The sequence below is a fragment of the Neokomagataea anthophila genome (genome assembly GCF_018122595.1).
Lineage (GTDB): Bacteria > Pseudomonadota > Alphaproteobacteria > Acetobacterales > Acetobacteraceae > Gluconobacter > Gluconobacter anthophilus.
On the sequence record NZ_JAGRQH010000004.1, the window covers coordinates 18664 to 41216 of the forward strand.

24 protein-coding genes are annotated in these 22553 nt (G+C 52.3%); 15 read left to right on the forward strand and 9 right to left on the reverse strand.

The window, feature by feature from the left end; all coding sequences use genetic code 11:
- The first annotated feature begins 11 nt into the window (after positions 1–11).
- From KB213_RS07270 to hflX, 7 genes are read left to right on the forward strand one after another with little or no spacing between them, the layout of a single operon-like run.
- Positions 12–1673 carry an EAL domain-containing protein gene (locus tag KB213_RS07270; RefSeq protein ID WP_211681739.1) on the forward strand — a complete coding sequence of 554 codons (1662 nt, stop codon included), beginning with the start codon at positions 12–14 and terminating at the stop codon, positions 1671–1673.
- A 41-nt stretch (positions 1674–1714) separates the two neighbouring features.
- Entirely contained in the window at positions 1715–2815 is a 1101-nt protein-coding gene (dusB, locus tag KB213_RS07275) for a tRNA dihydrouridine synthase DusB (protein ID WP_211681742.1), read from the forward strand.
- Between the two features lie 31 nt (positions 2816–2846).
- Positions 2847–3593, forward strand: coding sequence for a helix-turn-helix domain-containing protein (locus tag KB213_RS07280; protein ID WP_346266683.1), 747 nt, complete (start codon positions 2847–2849; stop codon positions 3591–3593).
- The gene (locus tag KB213_RS07285) at positions 3590–5974 is read left to right on the forward strand and encodes a sensor histidine kinase NtrY-like (protein WP_346266684.1); all 2385 of its coding nucleotides are present in this window, start codon (positions 3590–3592) and stop codon (positions 5972–5974) included. The genes KB213_RS07280 and KB213_RS07285 overlap by 4 nt, the downstream gene beginning before the upstream one ends.
- A gap of 9 nt (positions 5975–5983) precedes the next feature.
- Complete coding sequence (gene ntrX / locus KB213_RS07290; protein ID WP_211681744.1) at positions 5984–7384, forward strand: nitrogen assimilation response regulator NtrX; 1401 nt, start codon at positions 5984–5986, stop codon at positions 7382–7384.
- Positions 7385–7412: 28 nt separating this feature from the next.
- The gene (hfq, locus tag KB213_RS07295) at positions 7413–7655 is read left to right on the forward strand and encodes an RNA chaperone Hfq (protein ID WP_068171747.1); all 243 of its coding nucleotides are present in this window, start codon (positions 7413–7415) and stop codon (positions 7653–7655) included.
- Positions 7652–8959 carry a GTPase HflX gene (gene hflX, locus KB213_RS07300; protein WP_068171744.1) on the forward strand — a complete coding sequence of 436 codons (1308 nt, stop codon included), beginning with the start codon at positions 7652–7654 and terminating at the stop codon, positions 8957–8959. Before hfq ends, hflX begins: the two co-directional genes overlap by 4 nt.
- Positions 8960–9014: 55 nt before the next feature.
- Here hflX and KB213_RS07305 read toward each other — a convergent pair whose 3' ends face one another.
- A complete protein-coding gene (locus KB213_RS07305; protein WP_211681746.1) occupies positions 9015–9230 on the reverse strand; it encodes a helix-turn-helix domain-containing protein in 216 nt (71 codons plus the stop codon).
- Between the two features lie 125 nt (positions 9231–9355).
- Here KB213_RS07305 and KB213_RS07310 point away from each other — a divergent pair, with 125 nt between their 5' ends.
- The gene (locus KB213_RS07310) at positions 9356–10426 is read left to right on the forward strand and encodes a quinone-dependent dihydroorotate dehydrogenase (protein WP_211681748.1); all 1071 of its coding nucleotides are present in this window, start codon (positions 9356–9358) and stop codon (positions 10424–10426) included.
- A gap of 55 nt (positions 10427–10481) precedes the next feature.
- Here KB213_RS07310 and KB213_RS07315 read toward each other — a convergent pair whose 3' ends face one another.
- Together KB213_RS07315 and KB213_RS07320 are read right to left on the reverse strand one after the other, a co-directional pair.
- Positions 10482–10709 (reverse strand): hypothetical protein, encoded by a 228-nt coding sequence (locus KB213_RS07315; protein ID WP_211681749.1) that lies wholly within the window; start codon positions 10707–10709, stop codon positions 10482–10484.
- A 6-nt stretch (positions 10710–10715) separates the two neighbouring features.
- Positions 10716–11414, reverse strand: a complete 699-nt coding sequence (locus KB213_RS07320; RefSeq protein ID WP_211681751.1) for a histidine phosphatase family protein — start codon at positions 11412–11414, stop codon at positions 10716–10718.
- A gap of 294 nt (positions 11415–11708) precedes the next feature.
- Between KB213_RS07320 and rfbB the strand changes: the two genes are divergently transcribed.
- From rfbB to KB213_RS07350, 6 genes are all read left to right on the forward strand, one after another.
- Positions 11709–12764 carry a dTDP-glucose 4,6-dehydratase gene (gene rfbB, locus KB213_RS07325; RefSeq protein WP_211681753.1) on the forward strand — a complete coding sequence of 352 codons (1056 nt, stop codon included), beginning with the start codon at positions 11709–11711 and terminating at the stop codon, positions 12762–12764.
- On the forward strand, positions 12761–13657 hold the full coding sequence (gene rfbA / locus KB213_RS07330) for a glucose-1-phosphate thymidylyltransferase RfbA (RefSeq protein WP_211681755.1): 897 nt from the start codon (positions 12761–12763) through the stop codon (positions 13655–13657). The genes rfbB and rfbA overlap by 4 nt, the downstream gene beginning before the upstream one ends.
- A 125-nt stretch (positions 13658–13782) precedes the next feature.
- Positions 13783–14346, forward strand: a complete 564-nt coding sequence (rfbC, locus tag KB213_RS07335; RefSeq protein WP_211682002.1) for a dTDP-4-dehydrorhamnose 3,5-epimerase — start codon at positions 13783–13785, stop codon at positions 14344–14346.
- Between the two features lie 8 nt (positions 14347–14354).
- Positions 14355–15239, forward strand: coding sequence for a dTDP-4-dehydrorhamnose reductase (gene rfbD / locus KB213_RS07340; RefSeq protein WP_211681757.1), 885 nt, complete (start codon positions 14355–14357; stop codon positions 15237–15239).
- A gap of 60 nt (positions 15240–15299) precedes the next feature.
- Positions 15300–16289 carry a glycosyltransferase gene (locus KB213_RS07345; protein WP_211681758.1) on the forward strand — a complete coding sequence of 330 codons (990 nt, stop codon included), beginning with the start codon at positions 15300–15302 and terminating at the stop codon, positions 16287–16289.
- A 76-nt stretch (positions 16290–16365) separates the two neighbouring features.
- A complete protein-coding gene (locus KB213_RS07350; RefSeq protein ID WP_211681761.1) occupies positions 16366–16512 on the forward strand; it encodes a hypothetical protein in 147 nt (48 codons plus the stop codon).
- Here the strand turns inward: KB213_RS07350 and KB213_RS07355 are convergent.
- From KB213_RS07355 to KB213_RS07370, 4 genes are all read right to left on the reverse strand, one after another.
- Entirely contained in the window at positions 16509–17369 is an 861-nt protein-coding gene (locus KB213_RS07355) for an aminoglycoside phosphotransferase family protein (RefSeq protein WP_211681763.1), read from the reverse strand. The genes KB213_RS07350 and KB213_RS07355 overlap by 4 nt on opposite strands.
- Before the next feature lie 128 nt (positions 17370–17497).
- Positions 17498–18316, reverse strand: a complete 819-nt coding sequence (locus KB213_RS07360) for a metal ABC transporter permease (RefSeq protein ID WP_211681765.1) — start codon at positions 18314–18316, stop codon at positions 17498–17500.
- Entirely contained in the window at positions 18303–19019 is a 717-nt protein-coding gene (locus KB213_RS07365; RefSeq protein ID WP_211681767.1) for a metal ABC transporter ATP-binding protein, read from the reverse strand. The genes KB213_RS07360 and KB213_RS07365 overlap by 14 nt, the downstream gene beginning before the upstream one ends.
- Entirely contained in the window at positions 19003–19791 is a 789-nt protein-coding gene (locus KB213_RS07370) for a metal ABC transporter solute-binding protein, Zn/Mn family (RefSeq protein ID WP_211681769.1), read from the reverse strand. The genes KB213_RS07365 and KB213_RS07370 overlap by 17 nt, the downstream gene beginning before the upstream one ends.
- Positions 19792–20037: 246 nt before the next feature.
- Here KB213_RS07370 and KB213_RS07375 point away from each other — a divergent pair, with 246 nt between their 5' ends.
- Positions 20038–20523, forward strand: a complete 486-nt coding sequence (locus tag KB213_RS07375; RefSeq protein ID WP_211681771.1) for an aminoacyl-tRNA deacylase — start codon at positions 20038–20040, stop codon at positions 20521–20523.
- On the opposite strand, the gene KB213_RS07380 is transcribed toward KB213_RS07375, so the two are convergent.
- Positions 20520–20930 carry a MarR family winged helix-turn-helix transcriptional regulator gene (locus KB213_RS07380; protein ID WP_211681774.1) on the reverse strand — a complete coding sequence of 137 codons (411 nt, stop codon included), beginning with the start codon at positions 20928–20930 and terminating at the stop codon, positions 20520–20522. The genes KB213_RS07375 and KB213_RS07380 overlap by 4 nt on opposite strands.
- 52 nt (positions 20931–20982) lie before the next feature.
- Complete coding sequence (locus KB213_RS07385) at positions 20983–22533, reverse strand: TolC family protein (protein ID WP_211681776.1); 1551 nt, start codon at positions 22531–22533, stop codon at positions 20983–20985.
- Between the last annotated feature and the right edge of the window lie 20 nt (positions 22534–22553).

The following is a 22553-nucleotide window of genomic DNA, read 5'->3' on the forward strand; positions in this document are numbered from 1 at the left end:
TCACCCAGACTATGCTCACCCTCTTCGATACTGACTACGCTCAACTCATTTTGTGCGCGCTAGATCATACCGCTGGCGTAATCATTATAGACTCACATAAAAATACACTTCTATTCAACAATAAGTTCATTGAAATAAGTCAATACGATAAAAATAAAAAAAATGATCTTATCGATAATATAACGCAACTCATTAACAGTGACGAAATATGGCACGGAGAATTATGTTATAATAAAAACAGTGGCATCCCATCATGGGTAGACCTCACAATAGTTCCTCACTTTAATAAAGCAAAAAATACCACTTATTACATCAGTATCTGCTTTGATATCAGCACGCAGAAGATGACAGAAGAGCACCTTCGCGCCAATAAAAATATGCTACAAAAAGCCTTAACGATTGACCCCTTAACCGGCATATCAAATCGAATAGCATTTTCAAACCACGTTAAAAGCATACCTAAAAAAGAAAAAAGTAATCTTTTAGTATGTATCTACATGATAGATATAGATTCATTTAAGATCGCCAATGATACACTAGGCCATAAAGCTGGCGACAAACTCTTAAAAGAAATATCTCAAAAATTACATAATGCACAAAACGATCACACCCTCGTCGCCCGCATGGGGGGTGATGAATTTGCCATTATCACAACAGGATCATCCGAGAATTATTTTAAAGAAAAAGTAAATCGTACAATTCAATCACTTAATTTTTTATTTTCATTTAATGGAATAGTGCACCATACGACCGCAAGCATTGGCTACGCTATCTCCAACATAAATGACAAAGATATATACAACACCTTATACTCGGCCGATATCGCTCTATACCATGCAAAATCAATGGGCGGAAACTGTGCTTATGCTTATAATTCAGAGTTAAAGCATCAACATGACAATAAAATACGCCTTCGATCCGCTATATTAAATAATTTACAAAAAAATGAATTTCTCATACAATATCAACCGATAATCGAAATGAATTCGAATAATATTGTTTCCACGAGCACCAGTTTACAATGCCTGTCTCCTCACGGAGATTGGTCCATTGATAATTTAGATAATATTGTTGATAATATACACATTGACCGAGCATTGTCGCAAACATCATTCACTGAAATACTTAAAGAAATACAAAAAATACAAAAATACCCCATCAATTTCTCTCTAAAAATTCCAAGCAAAAATATCATTCATGCCCAATTATTATCAAATACCATTGAAAAAATAACAAAACACTCCATTCCACCTGAAAGAGTAATTTTAGAAATTGATAACAATATCATCAATAATACAAAAAATAACGCTATTCAGCGCGACCTTGCTGAACTTCGCAAAATGGGTATTAAAATTATTCTCAGCGGCTTTGGCAAAGAAAAGACCTACCTTATGCCGTTACGAGATATTGAGTATGACTATACTAAAATTGATTTCTCTCTCATCCAGACACTGCACTCTTCAACAATCAACCGCACAATCACCAAAAGCCTCATCGACATCACCCATGCCATGGGCAAAAAAACTATCGCAGAAGGCGTTGAAACAACTCAATGCGCCGATATTTTAACGCAATTAGGCTGTGATTTCGCACAAGGGCTGTTCTACTCTCCCCCCCTCACCCTCAAGCAGCTTGAAAAAAAATTGCAGACAAGCACATCTCCCTTTCGGTAACTGCATTTGCGTCCAACAGGCCCGAGCAGTAAATTACCCGAATGTCCGACCCAGTAGAATCCTTCTCACCCGCCCCACCAAACCGCGTTCTTGCGCCTATTGATCTAGGTTGCGGCGTAGTCATTGATGACCCCGTTATTCTCGCCCCACTTTCCGGCGTGACCGACCTCCCCTTCCGCCAACTCGCCCGTGAGTTAGGTGCAGGCCTTGTCGTCTCTGAAATGATCGCCTCATGGGCCATGATCCGTGAGAATGAAAACACCATGCGCATGGCACGCTCTGCATCCGGCGGCATCAACGCCGTGCAACTCGCTGGTTGCGAGCCCGACGCCATGGCTCAAGCCGCTAAAATTTCCGTTGATGGCGGCGCAAACCTCGTCGATATCAACTTCGGCTGCCCCGTTAAAAAGGTCGCCATCGGCCAAATGGCAGGCTCTGCGCTCATGCGTGATGAAGTCCAAGCTGGCCGCCTTCTTGAAGCAACCGTTAAAGCCGTCAATGTCCCCGTCACGCTCAAAATGCGTATGGGCTGGGACCACAGTAACCTTAATGCTCCGCGCCTTGCCAAAATCGCAGAAGAAAGCGGCATTAAAATGGTCACAGTCCACGGCCGAACCCGCCAAATGTTCTATAATGGTGAGGCCGATTGGCGCTTTGTTCAAACCGTAAAAGACGCTGTTTCTCTGCCCGTTATCGTAAATGGTGACGTCACCACCATTCGTAAAGCGCGTGAAGCTCTACATCAATCCGGCGCAGATGGGGTCATGATTGGCCGCGGCTGCTACGGACGCCCTTGGTTCATCGCGCAGGTCGCCGGCTCTCTCAAAACAGGCCAAGACATCCCTGACCCTGATTTAGCAACGGAAAAAACCATTGTGCTGAAACATTACCGCATGATGTTAGAGCATTTTGGAGAACGTCCAGGCCTACGCCTCGCGCGCAAACACGTCTCTTGGTACTCTGCCGGCCTCCCCGGTTCCGCCACGTTCCGCTCAACCATTAACCGTATCGATAATGCGCCTGAAGCCATTCAGCTTCTGGAAGACTTTTACAACCGTCACCTTGACGCGGGCATCACGCGTGACCGCGAATCTGGCCCAGCCGCAAGCCTCCCAGCGGATGCAGGCCATACAACCTGCTAATGCACCGTAAGACATTGTGACGAGATACATTGTGACGCAACCGTCTTTCAGAGCATCCGTGCTCACCGTTGAAGACCCAACCATGCGGCCGCTGTTTTTATACGGCGCCACTCGTCTTGACCGCCAAGACGTGGCGCGCCGTCTGCATAATGCGGGCCCTCGCGCAAAAGCCCCTTTTATTGTCGCCACACTAACCGCCACCCCCCGCGCACTCCGCCCCGCCGCATTATTTGGCAATGGAGAAGAACAAGCCGGGTGGATCAGAGAAGCACGCGGCGGCACCCTCCTGCTGGATGAAATTGACTGCCTCTGGCCCGATATTCAGCGCACCCTCATCCAACATCTCCAAGCCGAAAATGCGAGCTTTCGTCTCCTCATTGGCAGCCGCTATGACGCCACCTCTCTGCTGCGCCACGGCGGATTAGACGAACACTTCCACGCATGGCTCTCAGGCCTCAATACCGTGCAGAAACTCGGGCCCGAGCGTATCAGCGCCATATGCCGCCAAGTGGGCTCCGAACGCGCACAGCTTCGCGGTTTAGCCCGCGCACTTGAACGACCATTAAGCGAATTCTTTGAAACAGGTGCTGGGCATGATAGCGGCGACTTACACGCCTGTGTCGTCGCGGAAATCGAACGCCCCCTGATTGATAAGGTCCTACGCCGCACGGGCGGCAATCAAATCCGCGCAGCAGCCATTCTGGGGCTAAACCGGAACACCTTACGTAAAAAAATTCGTGAGTTGGACATCATTGTGACCAAAGGAAGCGACGATTGACTCAAAACCGGTCACGCACGGGGCGCAAGCGCTTTCGTGAGTATTTATCAAGCGCAAATGGCGTCGTCCTGCTTACGGTTATGGCGCTCATCCTTGCGTTTATGACCTTTGTTGTCCTCGCTGGCGGCCTCTCCATCACACATCGCCCGGTCATTCAGGCGATGATTTTCTTACTCGACTTCCTGATGCTGATGCTCATCAGCGCTGCCGCGGTCTCTCAGGTCGGGCGCATGCTCGCAGAGCGCCGTTTAGGGTTTGCAGGAGCCCGCCTTCATGCGCGCCTCATCACACTGTTCGGCATTGTTGCCGTCGCCCCCACGATTGTCGTAGGGGCCGTCGCAACACTTTTTTTCCATTACGGCGTAGAAATTTGGTTCTCCAACCGCGTCAATAATGCCCTGACAGAAGCCCGCTCCGTCGCCGCAGGCTACTTACAAGAACATAACGATAATATCCGCACCGCAGCGTATTCTTTAGCCAACACCCTTATCCTTGTTCAAAATGATGAGCTTTTTGCTCATGGGGTTGATCTCCTCCATAACCCCGAACGTCTACGCGAGCTCCTCGATGATGAAGTCTATGAACGCGGCCTCACCGATGCCGAAGTTTTTGACCCTCTCACAAACCGTATTTTAGCAACCGGTGGCGTGCTCGGCTCCGCCGATATGGCCCCGCCCCCCTTACCCCCCAAATCAGTCATCGAAATGGCCCGTACAGATGTCGCCATTTTAGACCGACCCGACCAACGCTTTATCCGCGCCGTTGTATCCCTTGGCGATAATTCAGGCTTGATGCTGGTCATCACTCGCCCTGTGGACCCGCAAGTCCTTGAGCATATGCACCGCACAGATGAATTGGTGCAGGACTACAAACGCATGCTCGCCAATCGCGGCAAGACACAAGTCACCTTCGTCATGATCTTCATGTTGATGGGCTTACTCGTTCTAGCCGTCGGCATGCTCACAGGGCTGGCCTTGGCAAACCGTATCGCCAATCCACTCGGCCTGCTCATTCTTGCCGCCACACGCATTTCTCAGGGCGATCTCGCTGTGCGTGTCCCCGTCCCAGACAACTCATCACGGCGCCCCATGTTCCGCGATGACGAAGTCACCGGTCTATCACGCGCCTTCAACCGCATGACCGACCAGCTTGAAGCCCAACGCTCCGAGCTAATGGTCGCTTATGATCAAATCAATGAACGCCGCCGCTTTACCGAAACCGTACTCTCCGGCGTGTCTGCCGGTGTCATTGGCCTCGACAAGCGGCAAGTCATTGAACTCCCCAATCGCGCAGCCTCCAACGTGCTGCAAAAAGATCTCATGCCGGCAGTCGGGCACAACCTTGTCGAAACCGTCCCTGAATTTGCCTCCCTCCTTACAGCTGCCCGCGAAGCACCCGAGCGGGTCCATACCGCTGAAATACAAGTCGATACTGATGGCGCCCAACGCCCCGGCGGCCCCGGTGATGGCGGCGGAGCTGGCGCTGGACGGACGCTCCTCGTGCGGATCGTCGCAGAATTGCGCGGCTCAGAGGTTGCTGGTTACGTCGTTACCTTCGATGACATAACGGCCCTCCAATCAGCTCAGCGTAAAGCAGCCTGGGCTGATGTTGCACGTCGCGTCGCCCATGAAATCAAAAACCCCCTCACCCCCATCCAACTCGCGTCAGAACGGTTAAAACGCCGATTCCTGAAAGAAATTCAGTCAGACCCAGAAACATACACACAACTGGTCGACACAATTGTGCGGCAGGTTAGTGATATCGGCCGTATGGTCGATGAGTTCTCGGCCTTTGCCCGCATGCCTCAACCCGTGATCCAAACGGAAGATTTCTCACGTTTATGCCGAGAAGCCCTCGTGCTTCAGAAAAACGCAAACCCCGATATTGTGTATGAGACACATAACCTACCACCCTCTGGCCCAACAGTACGGTGTGACCGGCGCTTAATTGGGCAAGCTCTTACCAATTTGCTCCAAAATGCCGCAGACGCTATTCATATGACCGAACGCGCCAAACAGCGTGAAACGGACGAAACAGGTGCTTTGTTGCCAATCGGCCATATTGTGATGGGGTTGCACATCCACGACGGTCATGCCCAATTAGTCATTGACGATGACGGGATCGGCCTCCCGCAGGGAGAACGCCACCGTTTGACGGAACCTTATGTGACCCATAAGGCTAAGGGAACGGGGCTTGGCCTCGCCATTGTCAAAAAGATTATGGAAGATCACGCTGGTGCATTAACACTCGCAGATCGTAAGCAGTCGGATAGTATCTGCGAGGCAGAAGGAGAGACCGGACACGTGCGTGGTACGCAAGTCACACTGGTGCTCCCCCTTGCAGAAGATGACGCCTCGCGTAACAAGGGGGGCGGCGTATGAGGATAACAGATGGAACATGAGATTCTGATCGTCGATGACGAGCCGGATATCCGGTTTCTCATCGAGGGCATACTCAACGATGAGGGCTACCGGACGCGCACAGCGTCTAGCGCGGAACAAGCGCTGGCAATGTTTCGTGCCACACGTCCGTCACTGGTCATTCTGGACATCTGGCTACAGGGCTCCAAAATGGACGGGATTGAGGTGCTCAAGCACATGCAATCTGAGGAACCCGGCTTACCAACATTGATGATTTCAGGGCACGGCACCATTGAAACGGCCGTAGCTAGCCTCAAACACGGGGCATATGACTTTATCGAAAAGCCCTTCCAGTCTGATCGCTTACTTGTCGTCGTTCAACGCGCACTTGAAGCAGCACGCCTCAAGCAAGAAAACGCAGAACTACGTTTGCGTGCCGGGAATGACACTACCCTTTTCGGGGAAGGCACTGCCATCGCAACGGTTCGCGGGCAAATTGAGCGTGTTGCACCGACAAACTCACGAGTACTGATCACCGGTCCTGCTGGGGCGGGCAAAGAAGTCGCTGCGCGCATGATCCATGCCCGCTCCCGCCGCCCAGAAGGCCCATTCATCGCTCTTAACTGCGCAGTACTCGCACCGAACCGGTTCGAAGAAGAACTGTTTGGTCTAGAAGGTACCGCGGAACATCCCATGCGACGCGGCGTACTCGAACGCGCCAACCGTGGCACCCTTCTTCTTGATGAAGTCGGGGATATGCCATTGGAGACGCAAGGCAAGATCGTCCGCGCCTTGCAGGATCAATCTTTTGAGCGTATCGGCGGCACAACCCGCGTCAAGGTTGATGTGCGCGTCATCGCCACCACTAACCGAGATCTGCAGGCCGAAATCGCCGCGCATCGCTTCCGGGAAGATCTATACTACCGCCTCGCGGTTGTACCTCTGCGCGTTCCCTCCCTGCGTGAACGCCGGGAAGATGTTCCTGCTCTTGCACGGCATTTCTTGGAACGGTGCGCGCTGTCTTCCGGCTTGCCCGTGCGTGAACTCTCTGTCGATGCCCTCGCCGCCCTGCAAACCTACGATTGGCCGGGCAATGCGCGTGAGCTGCGTAACCTCATGGAGCGCCTACTCATCATGATGCCTGGTGGTGGCAATGACCCCATCAGAGCCGATATGCTCCCCGCAAATATCAGCCAAGGCGCCCCTTCCATGACCCGGTTGAACGCTGGAGCGGATGTCATGAGCTTGCCACTCCGGGAAGCACGAGACCTTTTCGAAACACAATACCTACAGGTTCAGTTGACCCGGTTTGGCGGAAATATCAGCCGAACAGCCAATTTCGTCTGTATGGAGCGTAGTGCGTTGCACCGCAAACTCAAGCAGTTAGGCGTAACAATGCAAGACGACAAAGCTCCGAGCACTGCCTCGTGAGCGATAACCTCTTGGAGTCGATATTCGCGTGACGTCTTCTGCTTCGTTCCCTGCCATTCAGGAACGTTTTCTGGACCATATCAGCAAGACAGAAAGCCCGGTCACGGTCTTTCTCGTTAACGGTGTCAAACTACAGGGCGTTGTCACCCAGTTTGACCCAGAAACCCTCCTGCTGCGCCGTGATGGACACATTCAGCTTGTTTACAAACACGCTGTCAGCACCATCATGCCATCAGGCCCGATGCCCCATTTTTCGGATGAGACAATTTGAGCGGACACGATACGCGCAAACCCGCTACACGCGCTGCTGTTATTTTGCCGTGGGAGCGCTCAGCTGCCACGGATGATGTCCGGGCGGCTGATGCCCGGCTAGAGGAAGCCGTCGGTTTGGCTGCCTCCATCGGGCTCGTGATCGTACGGCAAGTGGCCTTCCTACTCCGTGCACGCCGCCCGGCAACACTCTTAGGCACAGGTCAGGTCGAGCAACTCGCCGATGCTGTCAAACAAGATGACGTCGATGTCGTCGTGGTGGATGCACGCCTTTCACCAGGCCAACAACGCAACTTGGAAAAGATTTTAGGCTGTAAGGTCGTCGACCGGACCGGCCTAATTCTTGATATTTTCGGTGCACGTGCCGCAACGCGTGAGGGCGTGCTTCAAGTAGAACTCGCTCACCTTGAGTATCAACGCTCACGCCTCGTCCGTCTCTGGACCCACTTGGAACGTCAGCGCGGTGGCTTCGGCTTCCTTGGCGGACCCGGCGAAACACAGATGGAAGCGGATCGTCGTATGCTCGCGGAGCGGATTAGCAAAATCCGTAAAGAGCTCGAACAAGTCCGCCGCACCCGCGGCCTGCACCGTGATGCCCGTAAACGCGTACCATTTCCGGTCGTCGCCCTTGTCGGCTATACAAATGCTGGCAAATCAACTCTCTTTAATGCCCTCACCGGCGCCACCGTACACGCACAAGATCAGCTTTTCGCGACCCTCGACCCGACAATGCGCGGCGTCACCCTTCCTTCCGGCCGGAAAGTCATTCTGTCGGATACAGTAGGCTTCATCAGTGAACTGCCGACAGAACTGATCGCGGCCTTCCGCGCCACTCTTGAAGAAGTCTCTCAAGCAGACGTTATTTTACACGTACGAGACATCGCCCACCCCGATTCAACAGCCCAACACGCCGATGTGCTGAATGTTCTTGATGGCATGGTGCGCGATGGAATGCTTGATTCAAGCTGGCCTGATCGGACAATCGAAGTTCTCAACAAAGCCGATCTTATGGGAGGCGTTGCCTCTGTTCCACGCCGGGACGGCGCTGTAGCGATCTCCGCCATCACAGGCGACGGCATCCCTGACCTGTTTGAAATTCTTGATCAACACATGACGCGCTCCATGCGCCATGCTCATGCTCATATCGCACCAGAAGATGGTGCTGCTCTGGCATGGCTCTACCAGCATGGTGAAGTTGTCGAACGTTTAGACCGGGAAGATGCCATCGTCGTAGACGTACGCCTTTTCCCCGCGGATGAAGAGCGCTTTGCTGAGGCCTTCCCAGGCCGCCTACGTCAAGACTAAAACACCAGCCGCACTCGAAAGATGTTCCTATTCTTTCGAGTGCTGAGCGCCTCACCTAACCAAGAGGACCAATTTCTGTCCGGTGCCGTTCCCGGCCACTTTCGGTTAGAATAAAGCGTCCATCTTCGCGGCGAACCACAAAGCCCATTGCCTCCAAACGTTCGAGGCAAGGCTGGTCTTTAAGACCATCAGGCCGCCCGACATCCCCGCACAGCAACAAGCGATGCAAGGTCGAGCGACAACACGTTTCAAGATAGGGTTCGTCCCACATGTCCTTGCTCCTATCCTGTCCCACGCATAAGGCCAACCCCTGCACAACACTGCCTTGCAAGAAATCGCATCAGAATCGTGCTAAAATTTCCCATACCCCTTATTTTTGGAGTACCCTTCCGGCTCATGATCGACATGGATAAAATCGCCACCGCGTTCCTGCATCGCTTTGATCCGGAACCCGCTCATGAACTTGCCATTACAGCAATGGCTCTCGGCCTTACGCCTAAAGCGCCCAAAGATGACCCGGCGCTTGCTGTAGAGTGCTTAGGTTTACGCTTCCCGAACCCGATTGGCCTCGCCGCAGGTTTTGACAAAAATGCCCGCGCTGCCCGCCCACTCACCCGTATGGGATTCGGACATGTTGAAGTCGGCACCGTAACGCCTCGCCCACAACCCGGTAACCCGCAACCTCGCCTTTTCCGTCTGCCAGAAGATGGCGCCATCATTAACCGTATGGGCTTTAATGGCTGCGGCATTGACCGTTTCTGCCGCAATCTAGCACGCTTACACCGCCCACAACCCAATGGTCGTCGCCGTGGGCCCATTGCTCCTCTCGGTGCAAATCTTGGCATTAACAAAACAGGATCAGACCCCCTGCGGGATTATCCTGAGCTTGTCGCCCGTGTACGGCCTTATGCCGATTATGTGACGATTAACCTCTCATCGCCCAACACCCCGGGCCTGCGCGACCTCCAATCCGCCGATATTTTGGCAAAGCTGCTTGCGGCCATCGCAACACGCAACCCTGAGCGCCCACCCCTCTTAGTCAAACTTGCTCCCGATATGAGCGATGATGCCTATGAACCCGTACTCAACGCCGCTCTTCAGGGTGGCGCCCAAGGCCTCATCCTCACCAACACCACCATTGCCCGCCCAGAGGGCCTTAGCAGCCCTCATGCACATGAAAGTGGCGGCCTCTCCGGTCGACCTTTGGCACCCCGTGCACGGGATGTCCTGCGCCATGTTGCACAACTCAACAAAGGCCGCCTCACCCTCATTTCTGCAGGCGGCATTGAAAGCGGACGAGATGTGCTGGACCGTATCCGCCTCGGTGCCAGCATGGTGCAACTCTATACATCCTTCATTCTGGAAGGCGCCTCTCTCCTCCCACGCATCAAAGCAGAGCTGCTCAACAGCATGCGAGAAGACGGTATCGCATCTTTACATGACGCTCACGGACTAGACTTAACGTAAAATACTCATGCGACCTGCCAAGAGACCAAGCAGGTCGCAGCTTATAGTTTTCAATCTATGATAAGCCTATGTGATACATAAAAACACAGGCCCAAAAAAATGCGATCACCAACATCCACCAATTAGTATGGATATGATTTTGTGCATCCATCGTGGTCGTAACGCAGGCAATACCCAGAAATACAAGAAATAAGGCAAAACCAGCCGTCATTCCCACAATACGAATAACCAATTTACGCTGACGGCGCTTATCCTCAGCATCCATCGCCATATTTTCAGACATGCAATGTCACCCCCCAAAATCAGGCAGTTCATTCACTTTAACGACCCGCCAAAGACCATCAATGCGCTCAATAATCGACAATGACAAATTTTGGATCGAAAAACGCAGTGCCGTCTCAGGATGAACCTGCAAAGCATGCGCAAGCGCCGCCCGAATAGCCCCACCATGGCTAACAATCACCGTATCCTGCCCCTCAGAAGCCGATGCTCGTTCTTCTAAAGCGCGACCAACACGCGCCCCAACATCCAGCATACTTTCACCAGAAGGAGGCGTTTCTGTCGCTGCTAAAGACCAAAAGGGATTGGGCGGCAATGACAACAAAGACGGAAATTCACCATGTGGCGTCCCATGCCAGTCACCAATAGACTGCTCAATAAAGCGCTCATCAATGTTTAACGTCCCTGCATCATGCCCAGAAGCCGCCATCAATGCTGCTGCAGTATCTTGCGCACGTTTTAAAGGCGAACTCACCCATGATGCTGCCCGCGGCAGTCGTTTCGCTAATGAACGATAGCCCGCTTTTTGTTTAGCCATTGTCTCAGCACAGAGCTCTACATCTAAAGCACCATACATTACCTTACGTGCTTCAGCCTCAACAACAGCATGACGGATTAACCAAAAACGCGTCACACCAGAGGGTAACTCTGGTTCATCCAAAAAATGTCCGTGTGTTTCATTTGGTGGTTGTTGTGCATCATCAGACATTTTCTTCTTCCATTCATGCTCTACCAGTTGTCATGATAATTACATAATTTTATGACTATTTTTACCTATGTTTTCGTGAATTTTTTATAGCCACATTCTCTCTTCGAATCGGTCTGTTTTGGCCTTTTTCCGGAATTACCTCCCTCTTTTCGAGGGCTTACAAACAATGCTTTTGCAAATATCCTCACATAAGAAGCACAATTTGCGCTTCTTGCGCGATACTGTAAGGTATGCTTTGCCTAGTGTGCTTTGATATTTCATGCTCGGGATGTCGACCATGACCAAGGGGAAAAGATGCGTATTCTATTAACTGGCGGTTGTGGATTTATCGGTTCAGCCGTCGTTCGGTATCTGATCAATAATACCGAACATCATGTGCTCAATATTGACTGCATGACCTATGCTGCCTCAGCAGATACAGTCGCTGACGTCGCTTCCAACCCGCGCTACCGCCACGCGGATGCCAATATTATCAATAGCGTTGAACTTCAACGCATCTTCGAAGAGTATAAGCCTGATGCCGTCATGCATCTGGCAGCCGAGAGCCATGTTGATCGCTCCATTGATGGCCCCGGTGTATTCATCCAGACAAATATTGTTGGCACCTACGCTCTACTTGAGGCGGCCCGCAAATATTGGACAGCGCTGGATTCTGAGCAAAAGAAAGCATTCCGTTTCCACCATATTTCAACGGATGAAGTCTTCGGTCACCTTGAACCGAATGACCCACCCTTTACGGAAACGACACCATACGACCCACGCAGCCCGTACTCGGCATCCAAAGCCGCTTCGGACCACTTGGTACGCGCATGGTTCCATACATATGGCTTACCAACGTTCGTTACGAACACGACCAATAATTACGGCATCTGGCATTTCCCAGAAAAGCTCATCCCGCTGGTCACCATCAATGCCATTGAAGGCAAAGAACTGCCTGTATACGGCAAAGGTGATAACGTGCGTGACTGGTTGTTCGTAGAAGATCACGCAGAAGCACTGGTCCGCGCAGTTGAACGTGGTGAACCGGGTGAAACCTACGCCATTGGTGCTCGTCAACCACGCCGCAACATTGACGTTGTCAAAGCTATCTGCGCCGTTCTTGATGAACTGATGCCAGACCCGGCAGGCCCACGTGAGCGCCTCATCCGCTACGTCACAGACCGCCCCGGCCATGATTTCCGCTACGAAATCGACCCTACCCACGCCGAAACAGCGCTGGACTGGAAAGCAAAGCACGATTTCGAAACCGGCATTCGTAAAACCGTCCAGTGGTACATTGATAATCGTGCATGGTGGGAAGGTATCCGCTCCAAGCGTTATACCGGACAGCGCCTGGGGAAAAGCTCATGACACAAGCTACGAACACACCCATGAAGGGCATTATCCTTGCAGGTGGGTCAGGCACACGCCTGCACCCAATGACGCTGGCATCTTCAAAGCAGTTGCTGCCAGTCTACGATAAGCCGATGATCTACTATCCTTTGTCCACGCTGATGCTGGCAGGGATCAAGGACATCATGATCATCACCACCCCACATGACTTGCCGCAGTTCAAGCGCCTGTTAGGGGATGGTTCACAATACGGCGTTTCGTTCACATATCGGGAACAACCCTCACCAGATGGTCTGGCACAGGCGTTCCTAATTGCAGAAGACTGGATCCAAGGCGCACCATGTGCCTTGGCTCTGGGCGATAATCTGATCTTCTCCGAACATCTTGGTGTCATGCTGCGCGCCGCAGCAAAACGCCCTGAAGGTGCAACGGTCTTTGCATATCAAGTCCGTGATCCCGAGCGTTATGGCGTTGTCTTGTTCGATGAAAACGGCAAAGCGCTAGAAGTCGAAGAAAAGCCGGTCGAGCCTAAGTCTCACTGGGCGATCACAGGTTTGTACTTCTATGATCACCGCGTTGTGGAATTTGCCAAAAAGGTAAAGCCAAGCGAACGTGGCGAACTCGAAATCACAGACCTGAACCGCATGTATCTTGAAGAAGGCACATTACAGGTTGATCGTCTGGGTCGCGGCTGTGCTTGGCTTGATGCGGGCGTTCCAGATAGCTTGATGCAAGCTGGAACATTTGTACAAACGATTCAGTCCCGTCAGGGTATGTTGGTCGGATCTCCTGCTGAAGTTGCCTTCCGCAACGGCTTCATCACCGCTGATCAACTACGCGAATACGCACAAAAAATGCGCAAAACAGAACTGGGCCGCCTGCTGCTCGAACTTGCTGAGCACGGCCACTAAAAAGCCTGAGTGGCGGCATGAACTCTCCGGAGCATGCCGCCTACAGCCTAAAATTAGAACGTCATGCCGTTCTTTTGCCATCAGCAGGCCTGACGTCCATACGCATCTGCCAGAAGGAAGACACCATGAAGGTCGAACGCCTCGCCATTCCAGACGTCATTTTGGTGACCCCACCGCGCTTCGGGGATAATCGCGGTTTCTTCTCAGAAACGTATAATTTTGACCGCATGACAGATGCCGGGATTGATCTGCCATTCGTGCAAGATAACCAAAGCCTATCACGCCAAAAAGGCGTCGTTCGCGGCCTGCACTGCCAGCTAGCCCCACATGCGCAAGGCAAGCTCGTTCGCGTGACCCGCGGCGCCATTTGGGATGTCGCAGTAGATGCTCGCACAGGCTCTCCCACATATGGCAAATGGGTTGGTGCAGAACTCTCGGCTGAAAATTGGTCACAACTTTGGGTTCCACCCGGTTTTCTACACGGCTTCGTTACGCTTGAAGAAGATACCGAAGTTCAATACAAATGCACCGGCCTGTACGACAAAGCGTCTGAACGTGCCGTCATCTGGAACTGCCCTGAACTAAAAATTGACTGGCCCGTCGCTGAGGCTGACGCTGTTTTGTCTGATAAAGACAAAATTGCACCGCACTTCTCAGAAGCCAAAGACTGGTTCCAGTACAATAAGTGAGCAGTATCATGACTGAAGCACAGACCATCCTCGTCACAGGCGGTAGCGGTCAACTCGCAACCTCTCTTGTTAACCTTGGTGGCGCACGTATTCACCGCGTCGGTCGCCCCGAGTTTGATTTTGATCGCCCTGAAGACATTGCTGAACTCGTCCGCAGCGTAAAGCCTGTAGCCGTTATTAACGGCGCGGCATGGACAGCAGTCGACCTCGCTGAAACCGAGGCGGAAGGTGCAAAACGCGGCAACCATACCGGCCCCGAAGCACTCGCCAAAACTTGCGCTGAAGCGGACATCCCCTTCATCCACGTCTCAACGGATTATGTCTTTTCAGGAGACAAAGGCGCTCCTTACCTAGAGACAGATCCCACCACGCCGCAAACCGTCTATGGCCGCACCAAAGCTGAAGGCGAACAAGCCGTACTGGCAGCCAACCCCAAAACCGTCATCCTACGTACGGCATGGGTCTATTCTGCACATGGTAAAAACTTCGTAAAAACCATGATCAATGCTGGCGCAAAAAACCCAGCACTGAAAGTCGTCGGTGACCAACGCGGCAACCCAACCAGTTCAGATGACCTTGCTGCCGCCATCTTGGCCATTATCGCCAAGATTGAAGCAACTGGCTGGCAAGCTGATTATGCTGGCATTTATCATGCTGCAGGCACAGGTGAGACGACTTGGCATGGCCTCGCCGTAACGGCCCTTGATGCCGCTTCTGAACATGGTCAAGCAAAGCCTGAAGTCTCTGCCATTCGTACAGAAGATTGGCCAACACCTGCAAAGCGCCCTCAAGACTCACGCCTTGATTGCTCTAAACTTGAACGTGTCTTTGGCGTCCGCCTTCCCGCTTGGGAAGACAGCGTCAAACAAACAGTAGCACGTCTTTTTGCTTAAACTTTGTATGCCCAGCTTATGCTGGGCATACTTTGTACCTCGTTTCGTCGCCAGGATCGCATGCCACCTTCCCCTTCCAGACCGGAGACCGTCTGGACACCCGAAGCCACCGATAGACATGCTCGCCCCACCGTCGCGATCCTCCTCTCCATATATAATGGTGAGGCATATTTAGCCGAACAACTCGCCAGCTTTTTAATCCAGTCACATACTGAATGGCACCTATACTGGCGCGATGATGGCTCTACAGATAATAGCCGCGCCATTATGGAAGCTTTCACGCGCACGGATGGAGCCGGTCGCTGCACCGAGATCATCTCCCCCTGCCAGCGCCTTGGAACTACAGCATCTTTTATGGCTTTACTCTGTACTGCCCCTGATGCTCCTTATTACGCGTTCGCTGATCAAGACGATGTCTGGCTACCACAAAAACTCTCATGGGCAGTCAAGACACTCGCTCGAACACCCCACAATGAAGCGCATCTTTATTGTGCTCGCCAGTTTCTCACGGACGAAAACCTCAATATTTTAGGGCAATCTGCTCACATCATCCGTCCACCAAGCCTACATAATGCCGTAACACAAAATATTGCCAGTGGAATGAGCATTGTTTTCAACAACACACTCCGCAAAACATTAGCTCAACTCGACAAAACCCCTCCCAATGCATTCCATGATTGGTGGGCCTTACTCGTGACATGTGCAACAGGTGGACATGTCACAGCTGACACACGCTGCACACTTTTATACCGACAGCATCGTAACAACTCGATCGGCGCAAGGACTTCTCTTAGAAAGCGGGCCTTTGCTGCAATCAAACGTGGCCCCTCAGCTTTTCTAGAAACATTCGAGACGAACATCGCCACACTACAACTTTATCCAGAACACCTGACACATGACAGCCGCAAGCTTATTCAAGAACTCTCACAAGCCTGCTCTTTCTCTAAGCGTCTCTCTCTCCTGCGCCGCTATCCAGCTTTGCGCCGACAAGCTTTTTTGGAAAACTTGATCTTTCGCTTATGGTATCTCTGCGGAAACCGGCACCACTAATCCACATTAAGAGCACTGGCATCTTAATGAATTTTTCTGTTATTGCTGAATAACTGCTACAGTTTGGAGTTGTATCATGGGCCTTCCTTTCGACGTAGACTTTGACAAACCACAGGACGCCAATGTCATCACCCTAAAGTGGCTCGTCATTCTGCATCTCGCACTCATCGCTTTTATTGTTTTAATTCATATTGCTCTCGTCCACATGCAAAGTTCTTTTTAAAAAGAACGTGCATCAGACAGAACATGAACCGCACGGCGTAAGAAATCTGCGCTCCGCGTCAGCGCATCCCGGTCATGCGCTGACTGGCATAGTACCCAATCTATCGCCGCTAGTGCATGTAAATGCGCGTAAAACATCACCTGCTCATAATATACCTGTCTATGAGCATAATCCTGCCAAGCTCCTATGAAGCACTTGAGCGCATCACTATCCTCAAGTGCCCCATTCACCCAAATTATTTTACCTAGGTCAAAGCGAGCATCCCCAATTAAGGCCGCTCCAAAATCAATCGCTTTCCACGATTTTTGCTCTATATCCCATAAAATATTTTGCTGCGTATAATCTCCATGTATCAACGATAGCTCGTAACCACGGGTCATCATATCAACCGAGCGTTCACACCTCCGGAGCGCCGCTTTCAACACAACATCCGGAATAACGGAAGAGAGTGTCGTAATATTTTTCTTCCACCCATCAATCTTATTGTTCAAAAAATCCGGCCATGACCATGATCGCTGAAAAAGCGTAAAGTTTGGAACACCCTGCTCGTCCAAATATGCCCGAGAATACGCTGCTATCCTTCCAAGCAATACCCCAGCATCTACACGATGTTGCGCCTGAACACCGAAGTCCAAAACACACTCTGAGACTTCAAGAGCTTCAATATCATTATAGGCAGAATCTGCATGCTCTTCACCAGAGCTACATAAGGCAGGGGTTAAGCCACTCCCGGCCATAATCATATATGCAAGCCGTTCCCGCTCTCTTTTATCAACGCTTAAGTAACGCTTACGGATTATCCCTCGTGAGCCATCTGTGCGTTTATAGTACGTGATATCCGCCCCACTCCAAGACATTATCACTCCTATCCAACAACAGATATCACTGCACTCTATACAACACCGGCAGAGCAGCCTGACGTAAAAACTCTAAACTCCCGAAGATTACCCCTTCATTATAAGGTAATACGATCACCACCCTCTTGTCATAAGGCCGCACCCCGCATACGCTGAAGCCGTATAAATCCCCCTGCGATCATGTAGAGCACTAAAGCACCCGCACCGATCCAGAATGGTACGGGGACATCCGTCTGCCATGAAAGTACTAGCCCTCCTAAAGAGAGCGTAAGCGCCATCATAACAGAGGCAACCATGCCCCATAATGGAGACAGACCGAGGCGAAGTGCAGTCGCCGCAGGGCCAACCATCAGGCTAAACGACAGCAAAGCCCCGGCAATTTCTGAGCACACAGCACAAGCTAAAGCCGAAACGAGCATCAACGCCAAAGAGAGCAGTCGCACCGGCACACCACGTGCCAAAGCCATTTCTGGGTTTAAACTCGCAAATAAAAGCGGACGCCCTATCACCGCCAACACCGCACAGCACACAGCCGTCACGCCAATCAAGGCTTGAAGTGATGCACGACTAAGCCCCAGAACATCGCCAAACAACAACGTCGTTACCATGCTGGACGCACCGTTTGATAAATGCAGGAACAACATTCCCAGTCCCAGACTGGCGGATAATACAAGCCCTGTCATACCGTCTCGGTTCAAAGGCTGCCGCCCCTGCGGGATTTCATAACCTAGGACACAACCCGCTAAGAGACTAAATACGCCCATCCCCATTAATGGGGAGAACCCCAACCAGACAGCGCCTGCCGCTCCGCTAAACCCCACATGCGTTAAACTATGCGCCGCAAAAGCCTGCCCCCGTAAGAGCAAAAACCACCCGACGAGCCCCGCAAGGAGCGATACCAACACGCACCCCATTGCCGCATGGCGCATAAACTCAAACGCAAACATGCAGCGTCTCTTCCATCAAGGTTACATTGCGGGACGTCATACCAACCAACCCAGCCATTTCATGAGATGTCAGCACGACAGCCGTACCCGAAGCCGTTAAGTCAGCCAATAATGCTAAAAGCGCATCGCGTCCCGGCGCATCCAACGCAGCCAACGGCTCATCCAAAAGGAGCACAGCCTGCTCCACATGACGCAAAGGTGCTAAAGCCTGAGCAAGAGCAACACGTTGCCGCTCTCCCCCGGATAACTGCCCTAAAGGCCGATGCACATAACTTTGCCGCCCATTGGGAATACCCACACGGGCCAAGAGGCTGTCTAAAGCTTCTTGCTCCTTCCGAAAGGACGGCCACATCCCCCAACGCTGGCCATAGAGCGCCGCTCGAATATGCGCCAAAGCCGGAATAGCCAGCGCGCCTTCTGTTCGGCCGGGCATTTCACTGCGCCCTTGCGGCATATACCCAAAACGCGCCTTCACCTGCTCAACAGGTGTGCCATCTAACAACAAATCCCCATGAACAGGCCGCACCACCCCCAAAAGAGCTTGTAAAAACGTTGACTTCCCAGCGCCATTACGGCCGCTCAGCAGCGTCATCCCAGAAAGAGGCACATCACAACTGCATGACCGCACAAGCACATGCGCCCCATGCGCAAGCGTCACATCCCGCAAGGACAGAACCGGCATAGTCTTAGAGGTGGGCTGCATTGAGCGCCTTATCCGTTTGATCCAAAATCTGCATCACCCATTCTTGCCACGATACACCCTGAGGCAATGTTTCGCCCACTTGGATCACGGGCACACCAGCTTCTTGTGCAAGAGCCTTCAAATGATCGATCTGCGGTGCCTGCACAGTCGGGTTTATCACCAAAAATGCAATCTTGTGCTCTTGCAGAGCGCGTTCCAATGCGGCTTCATCACGCGGTGAAGGTGCCGTGTGCTGCGCAATGGCTTGCGCATAGCGTACATCCACCAATTGTAAACCAGCTTGCGCAAATAATGCCGTACCTTGGGTTTCCGTCGCAGCATAGACCACACGATGATGGGTCATCCGCATCATAGCAAGGCGATGCTGCACCTGATCTACCGTCGATAAAAACTCTGCTAACCCGGCTGAAAAGACCGCTGCATTTTCAGGAGACACCGCCTGAAAACGTGCCGCTATTTTTTGCGAGACATCCCGCACAATCTGCGGATCCAAAAATAAATGAGCATCTGCCCCGGGAGCCCAGCCGGTTGCTTCCCCAACATTTAAACGCACCGGTGTCTGCGTCAAAAATGGTGTCGCCCAATCATCATATGTTGCGCCATTCATCAGCGCAAAGTCTGCTTGAGCGAGCAAGCGTGCCATAGCAGGAGTGGGACTAAACTCATGAGGATCTATACCGGGGGTCGTAATAATAGCATTCGTCTGCACATGGCCCCGACCAATCTGCGCGGCAATATTACACCAAGCAGACTCCACGCACACGACCCGCATAGGGCGTTCCGCCGCCTGCCCATAAGACCAGACGCCCCCCCATAACAACAGGGTACAAACTACAGCACATCGTGAAAAAATAGTCATAAGACCAGCAGAATAAAACAGAAGAGCGCCTGTTATAGTGTAACAGGACTTTTTTGGCTACGCATCTCTCCCCCGCGCGCACTGCAAGGGTCACTTGACTGGCGGCTTAAGACATTTCTTATCATAATAGAACACCTCATAGCCTCAAAGATACGCTCCATGACCGACCACCAAACCCCCGCAACATTATGGCTTGATGCCTTATCGATCCCTTATACTCTCCATGAATACGCATATGATTCATCTGTTGATCGCCTGGGCATCGCCGCAGCTCAAGCCTTACAAGCGAACCCCAAAGCCGTACTCAAAACGCTGATGGTCAAAGTTGATGGGAGCCCAGCCTGCGTCGTATTGCCGGTCGATTGTGAAATGAACTTCGCCCGCGTAGCGCAGGCCTTAAACGGCCGCAAAGCGAAAATGATGCAACGCCCTGACGCGGAAAGCCACACCGGGTACCAAATCGGCGGCGTCAGCCCCTTTGGACAAAAACGCCCCTGCCCTATTGTTTTTGACAAACATGCGCTTGATGAAAAACACCCTCAACTCATCATAAATGCCGGGGCGCGTGGCCTTCTCCTCAGCATCGCACCTGACGACGCACTTGCCGCCAGCAGCGCATTAGTCGCCGATTTAACGTCGCCTTAGCCGCCTGCCTTTTGATCAATTCGGTGCATAATCACCCCTAAAACCTTACGGGTAACACGCAGCTCTTCTGCGGTTACCCCCGCTAGTAATTCCTCTTCCATCTGGGCTGACAGGCGATAAATCTCACTCACACGCTGCCGCCCCTCAGCCGTCAAACTAACAGCCCGTGCCCGCCGATCCCGATTATCCGGTACGCGCTGCACTAAACCACGTTGCTCTAACGTGTTCAGAACACGCACAACGGCCGAATTATCCACTCCCAGAGACGCCGCAATGTCCTTTTGATGCATAGGCTCAACAGCCTTATCCAGTTCTAAAAGAGGCAACCATGTTGCGTCCGTCACGCCGTAAGGTTGCAAACGCGCATCAATCATTTGCCGCCAGCGGCGGGCAATGCGTCCAATCATGCGCCCCAGCGGAGGAACGTCTTGCTCATGCCCTTGCATACAACACCTAAACTTACGGGCTTACCGCATCATCACGAAATGCCGCGGTCATGGCAGACGAAGATACCAAGCGACCCGTAGCATGCGCCAACACAGCAGCATTCGTGAAAGCCTGCGCTTCACTCACTGCGAGGGAAGCCTGTGCCTGATAAAGCGCAGTCGCAGCGTTAGAAGCATCCGTTAATGTCCCAACACCCTGCGCATAAGCCGCTGAAGCCCCGCTAAACGCCGTTTGTGCGGCAGTACAAAGCACGCGTGCGGAGCGTAATTGTGCCAAAGTCGTGCTCAACTCGTCCTGCCCATCCGCCACCTCACGCTCGACCGCAATGCGATCTTGCGCGAGTGCCGCCTCCGCTTGTTGACGGCGCGATTCCGCCAAATGAATACTATTGGCCCGTGCACCACCTTGATAGAGTGGCCAGTTCATTTGCAAAAATGCACTTCCCTCTGGCTGCGCAATCGTCGCTGCAGGGGCTGATTGCTGCGTACCATAGGTTTTCAAGGCCCCCATATAGCCCTGCATAATACCTGCCACAGCAATCCGCGGCGCAAGACTGGCTTTAGCTGCAGCAACAGCAGCATCCGCCGCACGCAACTTCGCCAAATCTGCGAGAACATCTGGCCGTGCCTGTAATGCCTGAGTAATCAAACCCTGTACGTTGCTGGGCAAAGTATTGGGCAAATGCTGCCCATCCATTTTTTGAACCGTTAAATCCATTGTTGCAGGCAATCCCATCGCCGCCAGCAAAGCATGCTTTGCTTCATGCTCGCCATCTTGCGCCCGCTCATGATCAAACACAGCCTGCGCCGCATTACGCTGCGCTATTGCCACATCAACAACCGTCGCTTCACCATGCGCATGTCGCGCCTGTGCCGCCCGCAATAGTAACGCGGCATTTTTTTCTGCACTCTGTGCAGCCCGCACCATATTCTGCGCCGATTGATACGCATAATACGCTTTTGTAACGGTCAAAATCAGCGTCTGGTGAACCTGCGTAAAGCCATAATCTGCCGCGAGCGCCCCTTGCTGAGCTTCCTGAATCTGAGCGCGCGTCTGCCCAAAATCAAACAACAAATAATCCAGCTCTAACTTCGGATAAAATGCCTCTCCATTTGAGGTCAAATACCCACGCTGTGATAAATAACTCGGCAACGGAAACGCCATGCGCTGAAAGCCTCCCATCGCCGAAAATGTCAGTTGCGGCAATAAAGCCGCCCGAGACAAACCAACGCCAATCGCCGCCTGACGCGCAGACTCCCACGCCATGCGCGTCTGAGGATTGGTCCTCTCTGCCACATCAATCAACTCGACAAGGGATAGCGGCGCTCCACCACCATCAAAATGTTCCACATGCGCCTGCAAAAGAGCCGCACTTCCCACCTCACGCGGCGCAGAAAACCCCTGCTGTCCCGGCGGCATCACCAAACCATTATGCGCCATTACCGCCGCAGATGGCTGCCAAGGCTGGTCTGCCCGTTCTGGCGCAAGATCACGCGTGTCATTACACGCTGCCAAAGACAAACCCCACGCAGCGCATAACACGAGGGAACTCCGCTTCATCATATCTGTACTCTTCTTTACCA